28 protein-coding genes and 1 tRNA gene are annotated in these 21,956 nt (G+C 59.7%); 10 read left to right on the forward strand and 19 right to left on the reverse strand.

Going from position 1 to position 21,956, the window contains the following annotated elements:
* The first annotated feature begins 323 nt into the window (after nucleotides 1–323).
* Nucleotides 324–623, forward strand: a complete 300-nt coding sequence (locus LGQ10_RS08570; RefSeq protein ID WP_058433672.1) for a hypothetical protein — start codon at nucleotides 324–326, stop codon at nucleotides 621–623.
* Between the two features lie 292 nt (nucleotides 624–915).
* Nucleotides 916–1,128, forward strand: coding sequence for a cold-shock protein (locus LGQ10_RS08575; protein ID WP_003179963.1), 213 nt, complete (start codon nucleotides 916–918; stop codon nucleotides 1,126–1,128).
* A 69-nt stretch (nucleotides 1,129–1,197) separates the two neighbouring features.
* Here LGQ10_RS08575 and LGQ10_RS08580 read toward each other — a convergent pair whose 3' ends face one another.
* On the reverse strand, nucleotides 1,198–1,512 hold the full coding sequence (locus LGQ10_RS08580; RefSeq protein WP_058433673.1) for an I78 family peptidase inhibitor: 315 nt from the start codon (nucleotides 1,510–1,512) through the stop codon (nucleotides 1,198–1,200).
* Nucleotides 1,513–1,671: 159 nt separating this feature from the next.
* A complete protein-coding gene (locus LGQ10_RS08585; protein ID WP_058433674.1) occupies nucleotides 1,672–1,977 on the reverse strand; it encodes a hypothetical protein in 306 nt (101 codons plus the stop codon).
* A gap of 139 nt (nucleotides 1,978–2,116) precedes the next feature.
* On the opposite strand from LGQ10_RS08585, the gene LGQ10_RS08590 reads away from it, so the two are divergent.
* Nucleotides 2,117–2,308: a hypothetical protein gene (locus LGQ10_RS08590; RefSeq protein WP_058433675.1), complete on the forward strand. Its 192-nt coding sequence runs from the start codon at nucleotides 2,117–2,119 to the stop codon at nucleotides 2,306–2,308.
* A 32-nt stretch (nucleotides 2,309–2,340) separates the two neighbouring features.
* Here LGQ10_RS08590 and LGQ10_RS08595 read toward each other — a convergent pair whose 3' ends face one another.
* From LGQ10_RS08595 to LGQ10_RS08630, 8 genes are all read right to left on the reverse strand, one after another.
* Complete coding sequence (locus LGQ10_RS08595; protein WP_226525297.1) at nucleotides 2,341–3,369, reverse strand: nucleoside hydrolase; 1,029 nt, start codon at nucleotides 3,367–3,369, stop codon at nucleotides 2,341–2,343.
* Between the two features lie 41 nt (nucleotides 3,370–3,410).
* On the reverse strand, nucleotides 3,411–3,815 hold the full coding sequence (gene rbsD / locus LGQ10_RS08600) for a D-ribose pyranase (protein WP_058433677.1): 405 nt from the start codon (nucleotides 3,813–3,815) through the stop codon (nucleotides 3,411–3,413).
* Complete coding sequence (rbsK, locus tag LGQ10_RS08605) at nucleotides 3,812–4,729, reverse strand: ribokinase (RefSeq protein ID WP_226525298.1); 918 nt, start codon at nucleotides 4,727–4,729, stop codon at nucleotides 3,812–3,814. The genes rbsD and rbsK overlap by 4 nt, the downstream gene beginning before the upstream one ends.
* Nucleotides 4,730–4,753: 24 nt before the next feature.
* Complete coding sequence (locus LGQ10_RS08610; protein ID WP_226525299.1) at nucleotides 4,754–5,773, reverse strand: LacI family DNA-binding transcriptional regulator; 1,020 nt, start codon at nucleotides 5,771–5,773, stop codon at nucleotides 4,754–4,756.
* A 3-nt stretch (nucleotides 5,774–5,776) separates the two neighbouring features.
* Nucleotides 5,777–6,754: an ABC transporter permease gene (locus LGQ10_RS08615; RefSeq protein ID WP_226525300.1), complete on the reverse strand. Its 978-nt coding sequence runs from the start codon at nucleotides 6,752–6,754 to the stop codon at nucleotides 5,777–5,779.
* Nucleotides 6,751–8,304: a sugar ABC transporter ATP-binding protein gene (locus LGQ10_RS08620; protein WP_226525301.1), complete on the reverse strand. Its 1,554-nt coding sequence runs from the start codon at nucleotides 8,302–8,304 to the stop codon at nucleotides 6,751–6,753. Before LGQ10_RS08620 ends, LGQ10_RS08615 begins: the two co-directional genes overlap by 4 nt.
* 56 nt (nucleotides 8,305–8,360) lie before the next feature.
* Nucleotides 8,361–9,317, reverse strand: coding sequence for a sugar ABC transporter substrate-binding protein (locus LGQ10_RS08625; RefSeq protein ID WP_226525302.1), 957 nt, complete (start codon nucleotides 9,315–9,317; stop codon nucleotides 8,361–8,363).
* A 273-nt stretch (nucleotides 9,318–9,590) separates the two neighbouring features.
* Entirely contained in the window at nucleotides 9,591–10,049 is a 459-nt protein-coding gene (locus LGQ10_RS08630) for a hypothetical protein (protein ID WP_226525303.1), read from the reverse strand.
* A 340-nt stretch (nucleotides 10,050–10,389) separates the two neighbouring features.
* On the opposite strand from LGQ10_RS08630, the gene LGQ10_RS08635 reads away from it, so the two are divergent.
* The 3 genes from LGQ10_RS08635 (at nucleotide 10,390) to LGQ10_RS08645 (ending at nucleotide 12,643) form a co-directional block, all read left to right on the forward strand.
* Complete coding sequence (locus tag LGQ10_RS08635) at nucleotides 10,390–11,478, forward strand: asparaginase (protein WP_058437875.1); 1,089 nt, start codon at nucleotides 10,390–10,392, stop codon at nucleotides 11,476–11,478.
* 201 nt (nucleotides 11,479–11,679) lie between these two features.
* A complete protein-coding gene (locus LGQ10_RS08640) occupies nucleotides 11,680–11,949 on the forward strand; it encodes a DUF1654 domain-containing protein (protein WP_058437873.1) in 270 nt (89 codons plus the stop codon).
* Nucleotides 11,950–11,953: 4 nt separating this feature from the next.
* Nucleotides 11,954–12,643 (forward strand): endonuclease, encoded by a 690-nt coding sequence (locus tag LGQ10_RS08645; protein WP_226525304.1) that lies wholly within the window; start codon nucleotides 11,954–11,956, stop codon nucleotides 12,641–12,643.
* Between the two features lie 52 nt (nucleotides 12,644–12,695).
* On the opposite strand, the gene LGQ10_RS08650 is transcribed toward LGQ10_RS08645, so the two are convergent.
* Nucleotides 12,696–13,049 carry a hypothetical protein gene (locus LGQ10_RS08650; protein ID WP_058435710.1) on the reverse strand — a complete coding sequence of 118 codons (354 nt, stop codon included), beginning with the start codon at nucleotides 13,047–13,049 and terminating at the stop codon, nucleotides 12,696–12,698.
* Between the two features lie 276 nt (nucleotides 13,050–13,325).
* Here LGQ10_RS08650 and csrA point away from each other — a divergent pair, with 276 nt between their 5' ends.
* On the forward strand, nucleotides 13,326–13,520 hold the full coding sequence (gene csrA, locus LGQ10_RS08655; protein WP_058435709.1) for a carbon storage regulator CsrA: 195 nt from the start codon (nucleotides 13,326–13,328) through the stop codon (nucleotides 13,518–13,520).
* 236 nt (nucleotides 13,521–13,756) lie between these two features.
* Here the strand turns inward: csrA and LGQ10_RS08660 are convergent, their stop codons facing one another.
* From LGQ10_RS08660 to LGQ10_RS08685, 6 genes are all read right to left on the reverse strand, one after another.
* Nucleotides 13,757–14,185 (reverse strand): bleomycin resistance protein, encoded by a 429-nt coding sequence (locus LGQ10_RS08660; RefSeq protein ID WP_226526117.1) that lies wholly within the window; start codon nucleotides 14,183–14,185, stop codon nucleotides 13,757–13,759.
* A 92-nt stretch (nucleotides 14,186–14,277) separates the two neighbouring features.
* A complete protein-coding gene (locus LGQ10_RS08665) occupies nucleotides 14,278–14,739 on the reverse strand; it encodes a DUF2214 family protein (protein ID WP_226525305.1) in 462 nt (153 codons plus the stop codon).
* A gap of 181 nt (nucleotides 14,740–14,920) precedes the next feature.
* Nucleotides 14,921–16,387, reverse strand: a complete 1,467-nt coding sequence (locus LGQ10_RS08670; RefSeq protein ID WP_058435707.1) for a carbohydrate-binding protein — start codon at nucleotides 16,385–16,387, stop codon at nucleotides 14,921–14,923.
* A gap of 43 nt (nucleotides 16,388–16,430) precedes the next feature.
* Complete coding sequence (locus LGQ10_RS08675; protein ID WP_058435706.1) at nucleotides 16,431–17,060, reverse strand: lytic polysaccharide monooxygenase auxiliary activity family 9 protein; 630 nt, start codon at nucleotides 17,058–17,060, stop codon at nucleotides 16,431–16,433.
* Nucleotides 17,061–17,392: 332 nt separating this feature from the next.
* Nucleotides 17,393–17,743, reverse strand: coding sequence for a hypothetical protein (locus LGQ10_RS08680; protein ID WP_226525306.1), 351 nt, complete (start codon nucleotides 17,741–17,743; stop codon nucleotides 17,393–17,395).
* Between the two features lie 92 nt (nucleotides 17,744–17,835).
* Nucleotides 17,836–18,156: a helix-turn-helix domain-containing protein gene (locus LGQ10_RS08685; RefSeq protein ID WP_058435704.1), complete on the reverse strand. Its 321-nt coding sequence runs from the start codon at nucleotides 18,154–18,156 to the stop codon at nucleotides 17,836–17,838.
* Between the two features lie 275 nt (nucleotides 18,157–18,431).
* Between LGQ10_RS08685 and LGQ10_RS08690 the strand changes: the two genes are divergently transcribed.
* The 3 genes from LGQ10_RS08690 to pseH all read left to right on the forward strand — a co-directional run bounded on the left by LGQ10_RS08690 (nucleotide 18,432) and on the right by pseH (nucleotide 20,852).
* A complete protein-coding gene (locus tag LGQ10_RS08690) occupies nucleotides 18,432–19,565 on the forward strand; it encodes an RNA ligase RtcB family protein (protein WP_226525307.1) in 1,134 nt (377 codons plus the stop codon).
* Nucleotides 19,565–20,182 (forward strand): peptide chain release factor H, encoded by a 618-nt coding sequence (gene prfH, locus LGQ10_RS08695; RefSeq protein WP_226525308.1) that lies wholly within the window; start codon nucleotides 19,565–19,567, stop codon nucleotides 20,180–20,182. Before LGQ10_RS08690 ends, prfH begins: the two co-directional genes overlap by 1 nt.
* Nucleotides 20,183–20,288: 106 nt before the next feature.
* Nucleotides 20,289–20,852 carry a UDP-4-amino-4,6-dideoxy-N-acetyl-beta-L-altrosamine N-acetyltransferase gene (gene pseH / locus LGQ10_RS08700; protein WP_226525309.1) on the forward strand — a complete coding sequence of 188 codons (564 nt, stop codon included), beginning with the start codon at nucleotides 20,289–20,291 and terminating at the stop codon, nucleotides 20,850–20,852.
* A 17-nt stretch (nucleotides 20,853–20,869) separates the two neighbouring features.
* Here the strand turns inward: pseH and LGQ10_RS08705 are convergent, their stop codons facing one another.
* The gene (locus LGQ10_RS08705; protein WP_226525310.1) at nucleotides 20,870–21,073 is read right to left on the reverse strand and encodes a hypothetical protein; all 204 of its coding nucleotides are present in this window, start codon (nucleotides 21,071–21,073) and stop codon (nucleotides 20,870–20,872) included.
* 705 nt (nucleotides 21,074–21,778) lie between these two features.
* Nucleotides 21,779–21,855: transfer RNA gene (locus LGQ10_RS08710), tRNA-Val, on the reverse strand.
* Between the last annotated feature and the right edge of the window lie 101 nt (nucleotides 21,856–21,956).

The raw sequence follows: 21,956 nt of genomic DNA on the forward strand, positions 1-21,956 counted from the left end.
AGCCAGTACAAGATCCATCCTGCCTTTCCCATGGGAAAGCCTGCCTCACAGTGGCAGAGACCTTTCGGCCTGTCAGGAGTAAACCAGAGTGACTGGGGTTCAAATCAAAAAAGGCATCAACCGCGCGGGAAAATGAAACGCCCACAGCCTGAAAACGCCCAAGCCGAGCATCCTAGCACAGATAAATCGCAATCATCGCGCGGCAAATTCGCAAAATGCAGTTTCCGGTCTTTTATTGAAGAAAGTGAACTTGGCATGTGCGTCGGTCCTCGAATACCTCGAGAATCGTCGTCCTTGCCACCGACTTCAGGAGAAACCGACTCATGCGCCTCACCAACCTGCTTGCCCTCGCTGCCCCGCTTGCCCTGCTGCTGCCCTTGAGCGCACAGGCCGCCTGGCCAGCCGGCGCCCGCGCCGACTACATGAAAGACTGCACAGCAGCGGCCAGCCAGAGCATCGACGCCAAGAGCGCCGAAAAGCATTGTGCCTGCGGTGCCGAGAAACTGAATGAAAAATTCACTACCGAGGAAATCAAGGAACTGATGAGCAAAACCAAACAACCCAGCGCCGAGCTGAGAACCCGAGCCCTCGATGCCATCGCTGCCTGTCGAGTGGCCAAGTAGCCCGTTGTCGCGAGAAACGAGCCTTACCAACGCTTGCCTGACAGCCTCAAACGGCTCTTTCTGCACAATTGATGCAGCTTTTACGGTTTTTTTATCACCGGCTCTTTTGCCCTAAAACCCCCTTAAACCGGGGCTTCCAGCTGATCCAGGTGGAAAAAGTCACAGATGAACCTGGCAAACAGTGGCTACAGGGGGCTCCCAAGCCGAACATTTCGACTATGATAGCCCGGTGTGCCCAGTTGGCCTGAGCAACACAGCACTACTGAAAATATATGTTTCTTGGAGATACACCATGTCTAATCGCCAAACCGGCACCGTAAAATGGTTCAACGATGAAAAAGGCTTCGGCTTCATCACTCCTCAAGGTGGCGGTGACGACCTGTTCGTACACTTCAAAGCTATTGAAAGCGACGGTTTCAAAAGCCTGAAAGAAGGCCAAACCGTTTCCTTCGTGGCTGAGAAAGGCCAAAAGGGTATGCAAGCTGCACAAGTTCGCCCTGAGTAATTTCTCAGCGAGCTAAAAAAACCCCGTCCATGTGACGGGGTTTTTTGTGGGCGAGTAAAACAGGTCGCCTCAGCCGCAGTTGACCCGGGTAACCACCAGGCCAGCGTCGGTATTGAGGTTCAGGCGATCGGAGCGATACTCCAGCGTGATCATGTCGTTGGGCTTGAGGAAACGCGCGTACTGCGCACCAGCCTTGGTACGGGCTTGTTCGAGCAGCTCTGCAGAGGCCTTCTTGCCGATGGCGAATTCGGCAGCGGTTGCTTCACAACGAGTGTGCCCGGGTTCGGCAGAAGCCACGGGGTCCTTTGTCGATCCGGCAGTGCTGCAACCACTCAGGACTGCTGCGGCCAACAAGGTTGCGAATGAAGCGAACTTCCAAGGCATGAAGCCTCCTTTTCAAAAGTAGACAGAGATCGTGCGACAGCCGATCTGGCTTTTGGTTTCAAAACGAAATGGCATTTTGCCCTATCGCTCGGGGCGGACAAGTCTGCCCCACCCGGCACAGTGGTTCACGAGACAATCGTCACCGGATATGAACGACGCTCAGTAGATGTCGATATAGTCGAATGCCGGTTTCGGCCAGTTCTGCTTGAGCGCATTGAAGACCTGCATCACCCAGCCGTCATCGCTGGCCGCCACCTGCCCCACATAACCGGAGCCGGCGGCCCAGGTCTCCAGGCGAAACAGCACGTCATCGATCTGGGCTCCGCCCACGATCCCCGAAGAGATATAGGCAATACCGCTCTTGCTCACACGCAACTGGGTATGCACCTTGTCGCTGGCCGAGGCCAACAATTGACGTACTGCTTGCGGCGTCAAGGCATCAGGCTGGTTCAGGTCGATTTGCACGCAGGCTTCCTTGAGCGCGAAAAAATCGCAGTGTCGCACAGGCTTCGCCTGATGCCTAAGTCGCAGTGCGAAAGCCCGGGCAACATGCTTAACTCTGCGGCCTTGCAACCCCCTGCCCCATCGACCCTGCGAGACCTCCATGACGACCGTCAACATCGACGCAGACATCAAAGCCAAATGGCTCCATGGCCAGTGCTCCTACAGCCCGGGAAGCCCCGAAGAACTGGCGATCATCAGCGTGGACCTGCTGACCCGGGAACTGGGGCCAGAATCGGCACGGGCATTCATCGACCAGGTATTCGAAAAATACCTGATCAACCGCCCGGAGTAGACCCCGCAGGCAGGCACCTGCGGGGATGACACTTACTTGAGGCGAGCCAGGCGCTCGGTGAGCAGGTCGAAGAACCCATCAGCATTGCCATTCTCGACCCAGAACACATTCTTCGGCTGCTTCAGGCCGTCATACCAGTCCACGATGGTCTGGCCGAAGGTAGGCCCCTCACGACTATCGACAACCATGTTGGCCTGGCGCCCGGTGAACAGATTAGGCTTGAGCAGGTAGGCGATCACCGTTGCATCGTGGACCGGACCACCCGGAATACCGTAGTGCTCCATGTCGCCCTTGACGTATTCGTTGAGAATATCGCCCACCACCTTGCTGGCGTTGTTGTGCAGCGCCGCAATCTTCTGCAGGCGCGCATCACTGGTCAGGATCTTGTGGGTCACGTCCAGAGGCAGATAAGTCAGCTTGACGCCACTCTTGAGCACCACTTCGGCAGCCTGGGGGTCGGCATACAAGTTGAACTCCGCTACCGGCGTGATATTGCCGCCGTTGAAGTGCGCACCCCCCATGACCACCACTTCCTTGATGCCCTGGGTAATGTCGGGAGCCTGGATCAGCGCCAGCGCCAGGTTGGTCTGCGGGCCGAGCATGGCGATGGTGATGCTGTGCGGCTTGGCTGCCCGCAACGTGTCGATCAGGTAGTTGACCGCACTGCCCTTGGCCAAGGGTGCCTTGGGTTCATGTACCGTCACCCCGGAAATTCCCTCCTTGCCATGAATGTTCTCGGCATAGATCGGCGTGCGCAGCAAAGGCGCCGGAGCACCGGCATACACCGGCACCTCGTCGCGCCCGGCCCATTCACGTGCCAGACGGGCATTGCGCGAGGTCTTGTCCAGGCGCACATTGCCGGCCACGGTGGTCAAGGCGCGGACCTGCAGTTCCTCGGGCGATGCCAGGGCGAACAACAGGGCCACCACATCGTCGGCCCCCGGGTCGGTATCGATGATCAGGTCGATCTTTTCCGCCGCCTGAGCGCCGGAAGCAGTGAGCAGAGACAAGAGCAGTAGACTCCGGAACCAGTGGTGGAACAGCTGAGCATAGCGGCGCATAGCGCACTCCTTGTGCAAGGTAGGGGAAACCGGATGGCGACCTAGAAAGTCACCCCGGCGATCAGAGCGATGTTGCAGTAAGGCTGGCACTCACCGGTGCGAACCACCGCACGGGCCTGGCGGCTGAGCACCTTGAACGCTTCATGGCTCAGGAGCTGGCGCTGGCCCAGCTCGCCAGCGTCGGCAAGCGCTTCCAGCGCAGGCAACGGCGCTGGCCGCTTGAGCAGGATTTCCTCGGCCAGCACATGACGCTCCACTTGCATCTCGCTGAGCAGCACCTTGAGGGTGCCGAGAAAATCGGGAACACCGTGGGTCAGCGCCAGATCGATCAACTCGACGCCGGGCGGCACAGGCAGGCCGGCGTCGCCGATCACCACGATGTCGCCGTGCCCCAGGGAGGCGATGAGGCGCGACAGCGCAATATTGAGCAAGGGTGTCTTTTTCATGAGGGAATAAACGCCTGTACGTCGCAGAGTGTAGGAATCGAAGGCTGGGCTCCGGCGCGGGTCACCGACAAGGCCGCCGCGACCTGGCCGAAGCGGATCGCATCGGCCTCGCTCTTGCCGGCAGCCAGCGCCGCGGCGAAACCGCCCACGAAGGTATCTCCCGCCGCAGTGGTATCGATGGCCTGGACCTTGGGCGCCGGGAAATGCTCGACGCGACTGCCATCGGCGAACAGCGAACCCTGCGCCCCGAGAGTAATGATGACCTTGCCGGCACCGGCAGCCAGCAAACGACTGGCAGCCTGTTCGGCACTCTCCAGCGAATCCACCACTACGCCACTGAGTGCACAGGCTTCGCTCTCATTGGGAATCAGGTAGTCGATCGAGGCATACCATTGCTCAGGCAAGGGTGCGCTGGCCGGCGCCGGGTTGAGAATCACCGTCTTGCCCAGCTCACGCCCACGCTTGAGGGCATGCCCCACCGTCGCCAGCGGTACCTCGAGCTGGCAGATGATCACATCGGCCTGCTGCAGTACCGCATCCACGGCCGCGACCTTCTCGGGGCTGAGCTGGCCGTTGCCGCCAGCAACGATGACGATGGCATTCTGGCTGCTGTCATCCACCACGATCAGCGCCACACCACTGGAACCCTCGACCACACTCACGGCCTGGCAATCGATACCCTCGACAAGCAAGGCATCACGCAATTGCCCGCCGTAGGCATCGTCACCGACACACCCGACCATGGACACCTGGGCCCCCAGCCTGGCCGCAGCCACCGCCTGGTTGGCCCCCTTGCCACCGGAGACCGTGGCAAAGGATTTCCCCGCCAGTGTCTCGCCACCACGAGGCAGGCGCTCGGCCCGGGTCACCAGGTCCATGTTGAGACTCCCCACCACCACTACTTTTGCTGACATGCATCGATACTCAATCAATAAGGTTCAGCGGCATTGCGCAAACGCGCCAACACAGGGCGCGGTCGACTCCCGCAAGACGATACTCGGCGTGACGATGCGCTGGTCCAGCGGCAGGTCCCGCACGCAGATACGGCGCAACAACAGCTCCGCCGCGGTTTCCCCCAACTGCAGGATCGACTGGCCGACAGTGGTCAACGCCGGATAGACATAACGGCTCATCAGGATGTCGTCGAAACCGATCACGGAAAGCTCGTCGGGCACCCGGATGTTGCGCTCCGCTGCAGCGCGCAAGACGCCGATACCCATCATGTCGTTGGTGGCGAAGATGGCGCTGGGCCGGTCTGCGTCCAGCAGCTGCGCCGCAGCCAGGTAGCCGCCGGTGCTGCTGAAATCGCTTTCCAGGATACGTTGCGCCGGCACCTCGACTCCCGCCTCGCGCAGCGCCTGGTGAAAGCCTGCCAGGCGCATCTGCGTCACACTGGTATTGGCCGGCCCGCCCACGCAGGCGATGTCGCGATGCCCAAGCTCCAGCAGGTGCCGGGTCGCCAGGTAAGCGCCGTACTGGTGGTCGATGCGTACCAGATCGGCATCCACGCCTTCCAGGCCACGGTCGACGATCACCATCGGCGTACGCACCCCGACCAGCCCCTGGGCCAGGCCGCTGTCGCCACCGACAGAGGTGACGATGAGCCCGTCGATGCGTTTTTCCAGCAGCACCCGCAGGTAATTGCGCTGCTTGTCTGGATCATCATCGGAGTTGCAGAGGATCACGCAGTAGCCATTGCGTTCGCAGTAATCCTCGATGCCTCGTGCCAGCTCGGCGAAATACGGATTGAGGCTGTTGGGTACCAGCAAACCGATGGTGGCCGTGGTCTTGGCCTTGAGCGAACGGGCCACTGCGCTGGGCACATAGTCCAGGCGCTCGATCGCCGCCTCGACCTTGAGTCGCACCTCTTCGCTGACCGGCCGTGTCTTGTTCAGTACGTGGGACACTGTGGTGTAGGAAATCCCCGCCAGTGCCGCCACATCCTTGATGGTTGCCATGAATCAAACCCGCCGGTTGGCGCGCTGGCTGCGATAGGTATCAAGCACCACGGCAATCACGATGACTGCGCCGGTGATGATGCGCTTGGTCGGTTCGGTTGCGCCGATTTGCGCAAGACCTGCAGCCAGCACGGAAATAATCAAGACGCCGAAGAAGGTACTGATCACCGAGCCGCGTCCACCCATCAGGCTGGTGCCACCGATCACCACCGCAGCGATGACCTGCAGCTCCAGGCCGGAGCCCGCGTTCGGGTCTGCCGCCTCCAGGCGGGAAATCTGAAACAACGCTGCAACGCCCGCCAGCAACCCCATCAGGCTGAATACCAGGATCTTGTAAGGCTTGGGATTGATCCCCGCCAGGCGAACCGCCTCTTCGTTGGTACCGATGCCGATCAGGTAGCGACCGAACACGGTGCGGGTCAGCACTGCCTGGGCCAGGAAGATGATCAGCAGGGCAATGATAAACGACGGCGAAATGCCAAAGGCAATCGGATTCGACAGCCAGGCAAAGGAGTCACCGATATACGCCGTGCGTGAACCGGTCATCTGGTAGGCCACACCCCGGGCCATCTCCAGCACGCCCAGGGACACGATGAACGATGGGATCCGCCAGGCCACGGTGATCGACCCGGTGATGGTTCCAGCCAATGCGGCGCAGGCCATGCCCAGCAATGCGGCGGGCACCACGCTCCAGCCCCAGCCGAGGATCGCCACACTGACGGTGGACGCCGCCAGGGCCAGCACCGAGCCCACGGACAGGTCGATGCCTCCGATGATCAGGACAAAGGTCATGCCCACTGCCAGCACCATCAGGTCCGGAATCTGGTTGGCCAGGGTGCTGAAGGTGTCGTAGGACAGGAAATGGCTGCTGAGCACGGAAAACAGGACAATCATGCCCAGCAGTGCTCCTGCCAACCCCAGGTAAGTGCCCAGGCCGTAGTAGTGACCGCCTCGCTTGCTGCTTGCAGGTGCCGTTTTCATGATGCATTCCTAGGCGCCGCTTCGTTGAGCAGCGCATCTCGTTTTTTATAGCCGGCGAACGCGGCGGCCAGCAGTTCGTCCTGGGTCCAGCTGTCCCGTTCGAAGGTATCGATCAGACGCCCGGCCGAGAGCACGCCGATACGATCGCAGATCAGCATCAACTCCCGCAGGTCACTGGACACCACCACCAGCGCCTTGCCCTGGCGCGTCAACTCGCCCAGCAAGCCGTAGATATCGAACTTGGCGCCGACATCGATGCCCCGGGTCGGCTCATCGAACAACAGCACCGAACAATCGCGCTCCAGCCAGCGGCCGATCACCACCTTCTGCTGGTTGCCGCCAGACAGTTCGGACACCAGCTGTGCCGGACTGGAACTGCGGATACGCATGGCGGCGATCTGCCGCCGGGCCAGTTGCTCCTCATCCCGGGAGTTGACCAGGCCGCTGCTGGATATCGCCGGCATGTTGCCCAGGGCGATGTTCGCGCTGATGGATTGGGTCAACAGCAAACCTTCACCCTTGCGGTCCTCGGTGATCAGGGCGATGCCATTGGCCACCGCGTCCACCGGCGAGCGAATGCTCACCGGGCGCGCCGGGGTGCCCAGGGCAATGCTGCCGCTGTCGGCGATATCGGCGCCGAAGATCAGGCGCAGCAACTCGGTGCGCCCGGCCCCGATCAGGCCGGAGATCCCGAAAATCTCGCCACTGCGCACCTCGAAGGACACATCGCGGACCTTGTCCGAACGGCTGAGATGGCTGACGGTCAGCGCGGGCGCGCCAATGTTGCGCTCGCCCAGGTCGATATGTTCGCCCAGCTCGCGCCCCACCATCAGGTTTACCAGCTGCTCGCTGTTGTAATCGGCCATCGGCTCGACACAGACCAGGCAGCCATCGCGCAGCACCGCAATGCGCTGGGCTACCCGAGCCAACTCTTCCAGACGATGGGAAATGTAGATGATCGACACACCACGAGCCTGCAGCCGGGTGATCTGCTCGAAGAGCATCTCCACCTCGCGAGAGGTGAGCATCGCGGTCGGCTCATCGAGAATCAGCACATGGCAGTCGCCAATCAGGTTGCGGGCGATCTCTACCATCTGCTGGTGACCGATCCCCAGCTCGCCCACCAGGGTATCGGGATCGATGGCGTCCAGGCCGACCTGGGCCATGGCCTCGATGGCCGCCTTGCGCAGCTGCTTGCGGCTGATCCAGCCACCCTGGCTGGGCAGGTTGTGGAGGAACAGGTTCTCGGCCACCGACAGGGTCGGCAGCAGGTTGAGTTCCTGCATGACCATGCGGATGCCCAGCTCCTCGGCCTGGGTACGACTGCCCGGACGATAGTCCTGGCCATTGAAACGCATATGGCCGGTGGTGGGACTGACCAGGCCACCAATGATTTTCGACAAGGTACTCTTGCCGGCGCCGTTCTCACCGGTCAGTGCCAGCACCTCGCCGCGCTGCAGCGTCAAGTCGATGCCGGCCAATACAGGTTGAGCGTAGGTCTTGCCGATACCACTGACCGAGAGGACAGCGTTCGCAGCGCAAACAGACATAAAGACTCTCCATGTGCCCATCCGCTCGGATGGGCACCGTTGTAACGCCGGGAGGACTACTTGGTGACCAGCTCGACCGGAGTCTCGATCACGCCATTGACACCGCTATCGACCTTCTCGCCCTTGAGGATCTTCAGCGCCGCCTCGATACCGAACACAGCCTGTTTCGCCGCGAACTGGTCAGCGGTAGCCAGGACCCGACCGTCCTTGAGCATCGGCTTGATGGCATTGATATTGTCGTAGCCGACCACCTGCACCTTGCCGGCCTTGCCTGCGGCGCGCACCGCAGAAACAGCCCCCACGGCCATGCTGTCATTGCCCGCCAGCAATGCCTTGAGGTTCGGGTACTCGCTGAGCATTGCCGAGGCCACACGGTTGCCGGCATTGATTTCCCAGTCGCCGGACTGCAGGGCAACCACCTTGATCTGCGCGGCGTCCATGGCGTCCTTGAAACCGGCGGTGCGCTGCTGGGCATTGGTGGTAGTGGACACTCCTTCGATGATCCCCACTTCGTCACCGGCCTTGAGCTGCTTGGCCAGGTACTCGCCCACCAGGCGAGCGCCCTTGCGGTTGTCGGGCCCTACGAAGGGTACGCTGATGTTCTTGCTCTTGAGCACATCAGGATCGAGCTGGTTGTCGATGTTGATCACGGTAATCCCGGCATCCACCGCCTTCTTGATCACCGGCACCATGGCCTTGGAATCAGCAGGGGCGATCACCAGCACATTGACCTTGGAAACGATCATCTGCTCGACGATGCGGATCTGGTTGGCCGTATCGGTTTCATCCTTGATGCCGTTGGACACCAGGTCGAAATCCGCCGAGTGCTCTTTTTGGTAGGCCTTGGCGCCGTCTTCCATGGTCAGGAAGAACTCGTTGGCCAAGGATTTCATGACCAGGGCGACCTTGGGTTTCTGTGGGGTATCGGCATAGGCCGAAGAGAGGGGCAGCGCTGCGCAAGTGGCAGCCAGGACAGCGGCAGCGAGGAGACGTCCAGCAAAGGGCAGCTTCATGAATTCACTCCGATCTTATGATTATTGTGGGCAACGTCCGCCCGACAGGCGGGCCGCGCCGCCGGGTGCCGGCGAGGACCTGGTGGCGTGCGGAAAAGATAGAAGATTATCGTTGTCCGCCGGCCACGCAAACGTTTGCGCAGAACGAACTATGCGAACCCGGCCAGAGTTTGTCAACGTGGATCAGAAAGGGGGGAAACGCCCTCGGCGCACGAGCGGGCCGACGATCGGGAAAGGCAACCCGCACGGCGCACTGCGCCGGGCGGGCCTGGATCAAGCGGAGGTATTCACCAGCTTGCCAGAAGAATCCGACTCCTTGGCCAGCTCCCGCACCAGGTTGCCCGATACTTCAGACAACGCAGCGTTGGTTTGGGCGACCTGCCCCTGGATGGCCATGACCACGGTCTGCTTGGCTTCGGGCGTGGGATAGCTGGCGGCCTGGGCGGCGGCCAACTGTTGCTGCTGCTGTTGGAGCTGCTCCTGCAATTCCTTCATGCGCTTGAGCAGCATCTTGACGACAAGGCTGTGGTTATCGCTCTCGCCAGCGGCATCGCCAGCCTCCTTTTTTTCCGCCTGCTTGGCGGAACCGACCCGCAGACTCCCCGAGTCTTCGGCACCTGGCGCTGCCTGGGCATCCTCGGCCACAGCATTGCTCAAAGCATTGACGGTCGCGGGCGACTTGCCATTGATCAGAATGGCTCCCGGCCCTGGAAATCCGACTGATAGCGACATATGAACTCCTGGTTAAAAAAATCCTAAAAGAATCATCGACCGTGTCAGAACAATCTTTAATTGACGGGGCAAGCAATCGGCCCGGAACTGGCGCTCGCATCTTTCGGATTACCGAACGCCAAGCCATGAAACGTTCGGCAACCCGGACAGATGCTGTTCGGAAGGTGCCAAAAACTGAAATAAAATTGATATAAATCAGTAACTTAAAATAATTATCCGGCCAAGGTGACGCTGGTACAGATCCTGCTCAACCCGCGATGCCCCGCCGCATACAGATCTGCAGTCGAGGTGTTTCTAGATGAACCTGCACCAGCACCGTCTCACTACTAGAGAGAAAACAATGAAATCTGCCTTCAAAACCTTCGTTCCGGGCGCTTTGGCCCTGCTCATGCTCCTGCCCCCTGCCCTGCAGGCCAAGGAAGCTGAAACCCAACAGAAACTCTCCAACGTGGTGATCCTCGCCACCGGCGGCACCATTGCCGGCGCGGGCGCCAGCGCTGCCAACAGCGCCACCTACCAGGCCGCCAAGGTCGGTATCGAGCAACTGATCGCCGGCATCCCCGAGTTGAGCCAGGTGGCCAACGTCCGTGGCGAGCAGGTCATGCAGATCGCCTCGGAAAGCATCACCAACGAAAACCTGCTGCAACTGGGTCGCCGCGTAGCCGAACTGGCCGACAGCAAGGACGTGGATGGCATCGTCATCACCCACGGTACCGACACCCTGGAAGAGACTGCCTACTTCCTCAACCTGGTGGAAAAAACCGACAAGCCGATCGTTGTCGTGGGCTCCATGCGCCCAGGCACCGCCATGTCGGCTGATGGCATGCTCAACCTGTACAACGCTGTATCCGTGGCAGGCAACAAGAGCGCCCGGGGCAAAGGCGTCCTGGTGACCATGAACGACGAGATCCAGTCCGGTCGCGACGTCAGCAAGATGATCAACATCAAGACCGAAGCCTTCAAGAGCCCATGGGGTCCCCTGGGCATGGTGGTGGAAGGCAAATCCTACTGGTTCCGCCTGCCAGCCAAGCGCCACACCATGGATTCGGAATTCGATATCAAGAACATCAAGAGCCTGCCTGACGTAGAAATCGCCTACGGTTACGGCAACGTCAGCGACACCGCCTACAAGGCCCTGGCTCAAAGTGGCGCCAAAGCCATCATCCACGCTGGCACTGGCAACGGTTCGGTATCTTCCCGCGTGGTACCGGCCCTGCAGGAACTGCGCAAGAACGGCGTGCAGATCATTCGCTCTTCCCACGTCAATGCCGGCGGTTTCGTACTGCGTAACGCCGAGCAGCCTGACGACAAGAACGACTGGGTCGTGGCTCATGACCTGAACCCACAAAAAGCCCGCATCCTGGCCATGGTCGCCCTGACCAAGACCCAGGACAGCAAGGAACTGCAACGCATGTTCTGGGAATACTGATTCCCGCTGCTCGACCACCCCGGTCGAGCACGCTTGCGACCACTCGCCCGACCGGGCGAGTGGTTCTCTCCCCCTGCACCACTCCGCTGAATCCCTCGCCTTAAAAAATTTTCGATGGCAATGAGACAAACGCGCAATGCGTTGTCAGAGGAATTTCTTGAATTTTAAGCAGTTGCGAAATCTCCTACAGTTAAATACTGTATGTGCGTACAGCTTAATAAGGATTGTTCCGTGGCCTCAACCCCAACACCCCTCAGCTCCTACGAACGCCTGGGTGTGCGCATCCAGAAAATCATCAACTCCCCTACCGCACAGAAAGCCAAGGCCGCCTTGATCTTCCGCCTGGCCGATGAGCCCCAGGACGAATGGGAGCGCCTGCTGGAGGAGATCGCCGAAAACGACAACGTCACCCTCGCCTATCGCGACGACGGTGGCGTGCAGATTTTCTGGGTTGTGCCAAAGGAAGATTGAGCTGATGAGCGTCCGTTGTTTCGCTGTACTGCTGTTGCTCCTTTCCTTTACCGCCCAGGCCGACGCTCCTCGCACCTTCAGCGAAGCCAAGAAGGTCGCCTGGAAACTCTATGCCCCCCAGTCCACCGAGTTCTATTGTGGCTGCAAGTACAACGGCAATCGGGTGAACCTGGCTGCCTGCGGCTACGTACCCCGCAAGAACGCCAAGCGGGCCGAGCGCATCGAATGGGAACATATCGTGCCGGCCTGGCAGATCGGTCATCAGCGCCAGTGCTGGCAACAGGGAGGGCGCAAGAACTGCTCGCGCAACGATACGACCTACCAGCGGGCCGAGGCCGACCTGCACAACCTGGTACCCAGCATCGGAGAAGTGAATGGCGACCGCAGCAACTTCAGCTTCGGCTGGCTGCCGGAACAGCCGGGACAGTATGGCTCCTGCCTGACCCAGGTGGACTTCAAGTCCAAGAAGGTCATGCCCAGGCCATCGATTCGCGGCATGATCGCCCGCACCTATTTCTACATGAGCAAACAGTACGGCCTACGCCTGTCCAAGCAGGACCGACAGCTCTTCGAGGCCTGGAACAAGACCTACCCGGTGCAAGGCTGGGAACGCCAGCGCAATCAGAGCGTAGCGTGCGTGATGGGGCGTGGTAACGAATTCGTCGGCACGGTCAACCTCAAGGCTTGCGGCTGACCTGTGATCGCCCGCAGGACGCGGGCGATATCTGCCGGAAATGAAACCCGGACTACTGCGCGTTCGGGTGCTCGATCACAGTGACATCGATATTGCGCTTTTTCGCCTTGACCAGCTTCTCGACCACTTCGGACTTCTTCGCCTCGGCCTCGGCCTGGGTAGCGAAGGGCCCGACCAGCACCTGCTGCTTGCCTTCGATCATTGCCACACTGGACATGATCCCGTGCTCGATCAACCAGCCGGTGAGGTCGCTTACCGCCTGGGGCAATTCACTGCCCACCAGCACATCCCATTGCGGTGCAGTGGGTGCCGACACCAATTGGGCCTGCACTGCCGCCGCAGCTTTCTTGTCCACCTCGACCCGCTTGCCTTCGCCGCAACCGCTCAATCCCACGGCCGCCAACATGGTCACTATCATCGCTACTGTGCGCACAACCTACCCCTAGAAGATCTGACGCGGCGATTTTAGCACTCAAGGCAAGAGAGACCTCGTCACAAAATCGAACCGAAACAGGAAGAATGAATTTTATTGCCTCTGTATAGTTGCGCCTTGGGAATTTATAGATCTTCTGCGCGTCAGAAAGAGGCACCCACTGAGTGGAACTTCGCACTAATCTATACCTAAGACCGACCTCTGCACTGTTTCAATCTGGTGCCCTACCAAGCTATCAAGGAGAAGATCATGCTGATACTCACCCGCAAAGTCGGTGAAAGCATAAACATCGGTGACGACATTACGATCACCATCCTCGGCGTCAGCGGCCAACAGGTCCGCATCGGTATCAACGCGCCAAAAGACGTTGCGGTACACCGTGAAGAAATCTATCAACGCATCCAGGCAGGCCTCACCGCACCGGATAAAAACGAAACCCCTTGAGCCACATGAGCACCAGCCCTCTGCCTGCGCCCCACGGCTGGCGCGGCATGCATCTTGTTTGCCTTGAGCTTTCCCCCGCAACCTCTCTGCATGCCCGGATCGGGCAGCAGGCACAACACTCTCCCAGGCGCCAGACTATCTCCCGCCATTGACCCTTATCTCCCAGGCCACCGACTCCACTACCGACTTTCGATACGCGACGCCCCGCTTTGCAGGCGTCGCCTCTGGAGGTCCACTCAGCTATCGACCGGCTTGAATCCCAGCGCCTGATTGAAGCGCAGCAGATAGCCGTCCGGATCGAGCACCAGCAGGTTCAACTGGCCACACAGCCGCTCATCCTGACGGTACCAGCACTCCTGGATCTCCCGGCGCAGGGGAACGCCAGCCTCCACCAGGGCCGCGGCCAGGCCGTGGATGTCCGGGCACTCGATCGACAGGTTCATCCCCCGACCGAAAGGCGCCTCCAGAGGCCCGACACGCCACTCCGACGCTTGCTGGTCATCCTGCTCCAGCATCAGCTGGCTGCCGTAGAAGGACAGAAAGGCAAAGTAGGCCTCCGGCCGCTGATACTCCAACTTGAAGCCCAGGGTGTCGCGATAGAACGCCAGGCTGCGCTCCAGGTTCGTGACCAGCAGTTCCGGAACCAGAGTGTTCATCTGAAACATCGAGGGCATCCATTGCTCATTGATCGAGCCGCGAGACTACTCCCACATCGAAGCAGATGCAGCTGCGCTTACCAATGATTACAAAGATCCGGCTACAAGTGCGCCAACGACACTCCTCGTGCCATGCCGCTGGCCGCCACCACCAACAGCACTAGCAACAGGGCCTGAACATGGCTGATGCGGGCGAACAACAGGGCCCGGCCAGTGTCGGGCAATGCCCCTCGTCCCAGGGCGATACGCCAGCGGATCAAGCTCAGCATGGGCAACAGTTCAAGCAGCAGAATGCCAATGAACAAGGCCATTTTCAGATGGAACAATGGCTGCTGCAGATAGTAGTCCGTCCCTTTCCCGTAGCCACCAAAGGCCCGCATCAAGCCGGTCACCAGCAGTACCAACGCCGCCACCCCCCAGGCAGTGTCGGCCAGCAACACCAGCCGGCAGGTGCCCTCGGCACGAGCCATTCGCCCCAGGGCCGAACCGCGCGCCAGCACCGCCGCAACAGCGCCGGCAAAAGCCAGCAGGTGTACAGCCGCCAGCATCCAATGCATCAACATCGCGCTCGCCTCCGCTTGATTGATCGACCTGTCCGGGCAACTCAATTAATAGCTCATGACGGCTGCATTTGCTGCGGCCAGGAGGTGCTCCAGGCCTGAACGAAAAAAACGACCCAGGCACGGATCGGAAGATCCGTACCTGGGTCGCGCGGCCATTCAGTCCAGCAATGACCTGCCCTGCTCAAGCATGGCGTTCCAGCAGTACCTTGCTCCACAGGGTGAACGCAGCCGTAGGCGTCCACGCCGGGTTGGAGGTGTGCTCCTGAAGGCACAGGTAGCGATTGCCCTCATAACTCACCCCGTCGCCCTTGCGATAGTGCTGGCCGACGCGCCATTGCGGAAACCCCGGGTCCACTGCGCCCCCGGTGGTCCTGGTGGTCACGCTGCGACTGGGCAGCGATTCCTGCCCCTGGGCATCAGTAGCGGTGACGAAGTAGCTGTACTGGGTATCCGGTTGCAGGTCCTGGTCCTCGACGCCTGGAACAGGTGTCTTGGCGACTGCGCGACCATCGCGATACAAGGTGTAGAACTCCACCGGGCGCACGCCGCTGGCGATGCTCCAGCTCAGGCTGACACTGTTGCGACCATTGCCCACCACTGCCAGGTTGCCAGGGGCCCCCGGACGCTCCGGCTCGCCACCGTCGCCATGGATCAGCGGCGCGTAACGGTTGCAGAACTCCCAGTTGTAGTGCGTCCCCTGCCGATTGATACCGGCATCCCAGTTCACCGACCAGGTCATCAGTCCCTTGATGGCGTGGCCAGCCTTCTGCAACCGCCTGAAGGCGTTGGCCATCGCCGCTGGATCGATGACATAACCGGTAGCCGCGGCGTCGACGTTGCTCGGCAAGCCAATCGCCAGCTTGTCTGCGGGGATTCGAGTGAAGCCACGGGTTCCCGAAGCCAGGCTGTCGGTGAGGTAGAACAGGAAGTCCTCCTTCATCTGGTCGTTGTTCTGGGCGATCCAGGCCCCCTGACCACCATTGGCCTCCGAAACCCAGAGCCCGTCGCCACCCTGGTTGTAGTACTGCGGTGCGACGAAGTCGTAGTAGCCCTCCAGCGCCTGCAGGTAGCCCACATACTTGCCATTGCTGGTCAGGTACGGGAACTCCGGCGCCATGCTGATGATGAAGTGCTTGCCCTGGCCCGCGTAATGGTCCTTCACCAGCTTCAAAGCTGCAGGTAGCACGCTCTTGTTATCGGCGAAATCAATGGCGCTCTGCTCCAGGTCGATGTCCAGGCCATCGAAGCCGTAAGTTTCAACCAAGCGAATGATCTCGTTGGCCAAGGGCTGTTCGTTGCCCTTGTGCAACTCGATATGTGCATCGGCACCGCCCAGGGAGATCAGTACTGCCCTTCCCTGGCTGTTGAGCACGCCCACCTGACGCCGGAATTCGGCATCGGTAAGGTTATGGGGCTTGAACGTGGGAATGCCGTTGCCCTTCATGAAGGCGACCGCCACCACGTTGTACTCCTTGGGTACATCCAGCAGGCTCAAGTTGGCAAACTGGCCGCGCTGGTAACCGTCGGCAGCGCCGGCGGCCCAGTTGTGCCAGAAGCCCATGAGGATCTTCTTGCCGGCAATGCTGGGCATCAGGGATGCAGCATCGGCGGCTTGGCTCTTGATTGACGAAAAATCGATTTTATCCATGTTCTAATCCTTCAGAACTATTAAACAAACTTCCCACTGAAACTTACTTGAAGTCCAGATCGAAGGCCTGATAAAAGGCGTTACCGGTATTGGCAACAATCCAGGCCAGCACGACAACATGACGCCCCTTCTTGTTCTTGGGCAGCACGACTTCATGTTCGGTCTTGGCTTTCAATACTTGACCATGTGCGTGATATGGAACTTGAGTATAGAAATCCTGGTAAAAAGCCTGTGGCTCAAGTTGCGCACGACTGATCCGCTGTTTCGGGTCCCAGCCATCTTTGGTGATGAACCAGCTATAACCACGAGTGACATGCGGTGCGCTGTATACCCACTGCACCCGGAATACTTGCCCAGGCTCCACGTTCACCAGCGGCCAGCTGAATGGGCGATTGAGCTTCTTCGACATTTCCTCGTCGGTGAAGTTGACGCAATCACGCGCATCGGTCTTGCCACCGCTGAGGATATAACCGTCCGCAGGTGGCGCGACACTCGGCTCGTCACTGCCGTAGGGGGCTGGGAACGGGCCGGCGCCCAAGGCTGGCAAGTTCTTCCCTCCTTCCATTTCGTTCACCTGCCAGGTGCCCAGCAGCCCCAGATCCACGGCAACCGAACCGCGGCTGGATGGAGAAACAACACGACCATGTTTAAGTTGAGTTTGTGGCTTATTCATTTCTTTCACTCCATTGATTAATTAAGTCTTGCTCTTGGCGAGCACCTTTAACTTAGCGCACTTTTAGCGAATTTTTTCACGCCCCCAATAATTAACCATCCGGATAAATTTGCGAAAAATAGCGTAAACCCCATTAAATGCTGGACTTCGTTATTCACACTGACAATTTGAAGAGTCAATGTATTACACGCTTTTCTGGAGCAGAAATGGCTTTCCCAGGGATTTATCAAGATAAAAACTTGAAACTAACGCCTTGGTGCCATGCACCAGAAACAACAAAACCCGGCCAAGGCCGGGTTTGCAGGAAAATGATTGAAGTGGTGTTTAGAGAACTACAGGCAGGTGGCCAATGCCGCGAGGCGGCGCTTGGAGACGAAATTGTCCTCGACAGCATAGAAAAGGGCGGAGGTCCCCGCCGCCTCGGCCTTGATATCCACGAAGGACTCGGCCGAACGGGCATACACGGTATAGCCGCCGTTCTTGCCAGGCTCCAGATAAGCAGCTGCATCAACGCCAAACACCGCCTCATCCTGCCAAGCGAACTGCACGCATTGCGCCACCAATTGATCGGCCTTGGCTGAACTCAGGATCTTGCTTGGAGCCCTTGCCCGGGCATCGTCCATGGTGGAACTTGCACAGCCGGCCAACAGCGCCGCAACCATTACCGCCATCAAAACCCGCATGCTGCCTCCTGGTCCGTTAAAACGCGAGAGTATCGCTCAGGCGCTGGAAAAAAGCCGTCCAGGCGCAAGAAAAAACCCTCCCGCACCTCAGATCAGCACTCGGCCAGGGATGACGCCAATTGCGCAATGGCCTCCTGATCGTCGTCACCCAGATGGCGATAGTTCTGGATGATGCTGCTTTCATCGGGGCTCAGGCTGCCCTCGGGCAAACGTGAACGCTCGCCGGTCAATAGATAGGTCAGGTCCACCCCATGACGGCCGATCGCCATCAGGTAATCCGATTTAGGGACTCGTTCGCCGCTCTCGTAGCGGCCCTGGGCATTGGCCTCGACGCCACCGATGGCGCCGAATTCCTGCTGGGAAAGCCCCAGTGCCTTGCGCTGCTCTTTCAAGCGCTCACCGAAGGTCTGCATAACCATCCTCATTCGACAAGGTGATGGTTGTTACGACCATGAAGCATGGCGAAGGTGCACTTTTTGTTAAATGGCCCATTGCCAGCCCATGGTCAAAAGATTAATCTTCGCGCCCCTTCCCACACTTTTGACAAGGAGATCCACCATGCAACAGCTGATCACCCCTTGCAGGACGTGCCTGGTTTAAACGCTGCATCCGCTATCCATTAGCGCCTTCGCTTAATCCTGCCTCGTCCTGCCATTGCCTGAATATTTTTTCCAATCAGGAATTGGACATGGACAATTGCATCCGTCATTTGTCGAACGGCGTCTCTCTGATCGCCTCCGACACCACCTGGATCGAAGACAAAGCGCTCCAGCAACTGCACACCACCGCTCAACTGCCCGGCATGCGCCAGGTCGTCGGCATGCCGGATCTGCATCCCGGTCGCGGCTACCCGGTAGGTGCAGCATTTTTCTCCACCGAGGTGATCTATCCGGCCCTGGTGGGCAACGACATCGGCTGCGGCATGGCGCTGTGGCAAACCGACCTTCCCAGCGCTCGCCTGAACCTCGACAAGCTGGAAAAGAAAATCGGCAACATCGATCTTCCGCTGGACGAACAGTGGGATGAAGAGCGCGAGCAACTGGGCCTGCCAGTCACCGGTCACGAACACTCCCTGGGCACCATTGGCGGTGGCAACCACTTTGCCGAAGTGCAACAACTCGACCAGGTGCACGATACCCAGGCCCTGGAGGCCCTGAACCTGGACCCCAAGGCCCTGTTGCTGCTGGTGCACAGCGGCTCCCGCGGCTTGGGTGAAGCCATCCTGCGCAGCCATGTGGACCAGCATGGACATCATCCACTGGAGATCGATAGCGTCGCCGGCTCCCAGTACCTGAAGCAGCATAACGAAGCCCTGCGCTTCGCCGAGGCCAATCGCCGACTGATCGCCGAACGGCTGCTGTACAACCTGCGGGCCAAGGGACATGCCGTGCTGGATATCAACCACAACCTGGTCTCTCCGGCTAACGTGGACGGCGTCCATGGCTGGCTGCATCGCAAGGGGGCCACGCCTTCGGACCTTGGGCCGGTGGTCATTCCCGGCTCCCGGGGCGACTACAGCTACCTGGTGCAGCCCATCCCTGCGTCGGTCAGCCTGTACTCGCTGGCGCATGGTGCCGGCCGCAAGTGGCTGCGCAGCGACTGCAAGGGTCGCCTGGCGACACGCTTCAGCTTCGATCAACTCAAGCGCACCCAACTGGGCAGCCGAGTGATCTGCGAGGATCGTGGATTGATGTACGAGGAGGCCCCCGAGGCCTACAAGAGCATCGATAGCGTGGTGGGAAGCCTGCGCGACGCCGGACTGGTGAAGATCATCGCCCGGCTCAAGCCGGTACTGACCTACAAGCGTCGGGGGTGCTGCTGATGCTATTGCTGCAACTCTCTTCCGCCCAGGGACCGGTCGAATGCGAAATCGCGGTGAGCAAGGCCCTGCCCCAGTTGCACCGCGAAGCCCAGGCCCTGGGCGTGCGCATCAGTATCGTGGAACAGCTTGCCGGTCATGCTGGCAACCATTGCAAATCGCTGCTGGCCAGTCTCGACGGCGAACAGGCCGCAGAGCTTGCCCGGCGCTGGACAGGCACCCTGCTCTGGAGCTGCAAGAGCCCTTGTCGTCCCGGGCACAAGCGCAAGAACTGGTATTTCGCCGGCCAGTTGTTCAGCCCACCCCAAGGCACGCTGGATGGCGAAATCCGTTTTGAAGCGATGCGCGCATCAGGCCCTGGCGGCCAGCATGTGAACACCACGGACTCCGCCGTACGCGCCACGCACCTGGCTACAGGCATCAGCGTGAAGGTGCAGTCCGAGCGCAGCCAGCATGACAACAAGCGCCTGGCACGCTTGTTGATCCAGCAGCGCCTGGAGGCCCTGCAACAACAGGACCAGGAGCAGCTGCGCCAGGACCGTCGTCATGCCCACCACCAGGTGGAACGCGGCAATCCGGTACGCACCTTCAACGGCAGCGCCTTCACTCCGGGAAACTGAACCCGACCTTGCAGGGAGCGGGCCGTTGGCACGACTCCCTGCTCCTTGCCCACTCCAAGCGTGGCAATATTCCCTCCATTTCTTCGGTTCATATAAGGATATTTGAATGCAGTTCCTGCCCTTGCTCGAGACGAGCCCAGAAGTTCAAGCCCTGGTGCGCAGCCTGCGCAACCAGGAACCGGTGCGAAAGCACATGTACACCGCTCATGAAATCACCGAGGGCGAACACCAACAGTGGCTGGCCTCCCTCAAGGACAACGAGCGCCAAAGGGTCTATGTCGCCATCAAGGATGGACAGGCTGTCGGCGTTGTCTCCTTGAACGCCATCAATGCCCTGCACCGAACTGCGGACTGGGCGCTTTACCTGGACGAACGACAGCAGGGAAAAGGCCTGGGGAGCATCGTGGAGTTCTGGATGCTCGACCATGCGTTCAATGAAGCAGGCCTGGAGAAACTCAATTGCGAAGTCCTGGAAACCAACGCGGCGGTAATCAGCATGCACCAGAAGTTTGGCTTCACTCTTGAAGGGGTAAGGCGCAAGAACGTCCTCAAGGACGGCGTGCGCATTGACGTCGCCCTGCTTGGCATCACCAAGCAAGAATGGGCAAGCAGGCGCCCCGCGCTCGCCCCGTTGATCCAGCGCCTGAGCAGGCTGGGACCAGGCCACTGACCCGCTCCGGGGGCGAGTCACGGATAGAGCACCACCATCCGCTCCAGCCCCGTCGTACCGACGAGCAACCTCCCGCCACACTCCAAAACCTGAAGAAAACACCTGCGCAATGCCTGCTCTCCGATCAAGATCGCGGCGCAGCGCAAAACCGCAAGCTGCCCTGTCGTAACAGCAACGCCCGCATTGAAGTCCAGCCTTTTGCCATAGTCGCCCAGAATCAATGCAAAACCAGCCCATGCCGAGCGCTCTTGCTGCGAGCACTGGACACAGGCCGGATGGGTGCAGCAGGGTGCTGACCAGCGATCTCAGGACAGTTGCGTAGCTGGTGATTGCTGTCGACGGCCGCCCCAGGTTCGACAGCACGCCCGGGACAAGCCCCACAGCCGAACGCCTGGGACACGTGATGATGATAATTAACGTCCTCGGCCATCCGGCAGGCGTCCAGGCGCCAGGCATGCCAGGCTCACCCCACCGGCGCCAAGTATCGGAGCCACCCCCTCGAGCGCAGTTTTCTACCGGAACTGAGCGCAGCACTAATCCAGTTTCTTCAGAAAAAACAAAGCGCTATGAAATTATTGTGGGCGCAGTGCGGATTGACCGGACCCACATTGCACTCAATGGCATAGAAGGATCAGCTCCCAGCTGTGACGTCAGCAGGTATTCGGGTCAAAAGCGATATTCCAGCCGCCGGCCAGCATTGCTGCAAGCAGCACTAGCACCCCGCCCAAGCCACCTGAAGCACTCGGACAGGAATGGCCGGGCATGCACCAAAAAATGCAGCACGCACAACCAGGCCCATGACATGAGCACGAGGCGGATGAGGTACCTGGAGGGATATAGAAGAGGTCTTGAAATCGCAGACAACAAAAAAGGGGCTCACCTTTCGGTGAACCCCTTCTAGACCGCCCAGCAGAGCGGATTTTGTTTGGTAGGCGCGATTGGACTCGAACCAACGACCCCCACCATGTCAAGGTGGTGCTCTAACCAACTGAGCTACGTGCCTGCTGTGAGGCGGCATTCTACGGAATTCCGGAGGGGTGTCAACACCTTTTTTCAGCTAAGCCTATGAATATGCGAATTTTTTAATTTCATGGCGATGGAGAA

This window comes from Pseudomonas sp. L5B5, assembly GCF_020520285.1.
Lineage (GTDB): Bacteria > Pseudomonadota > Gammaproteobacteria > Pseudomonadales > Pseudomonadaceae > Aquipseudomonas.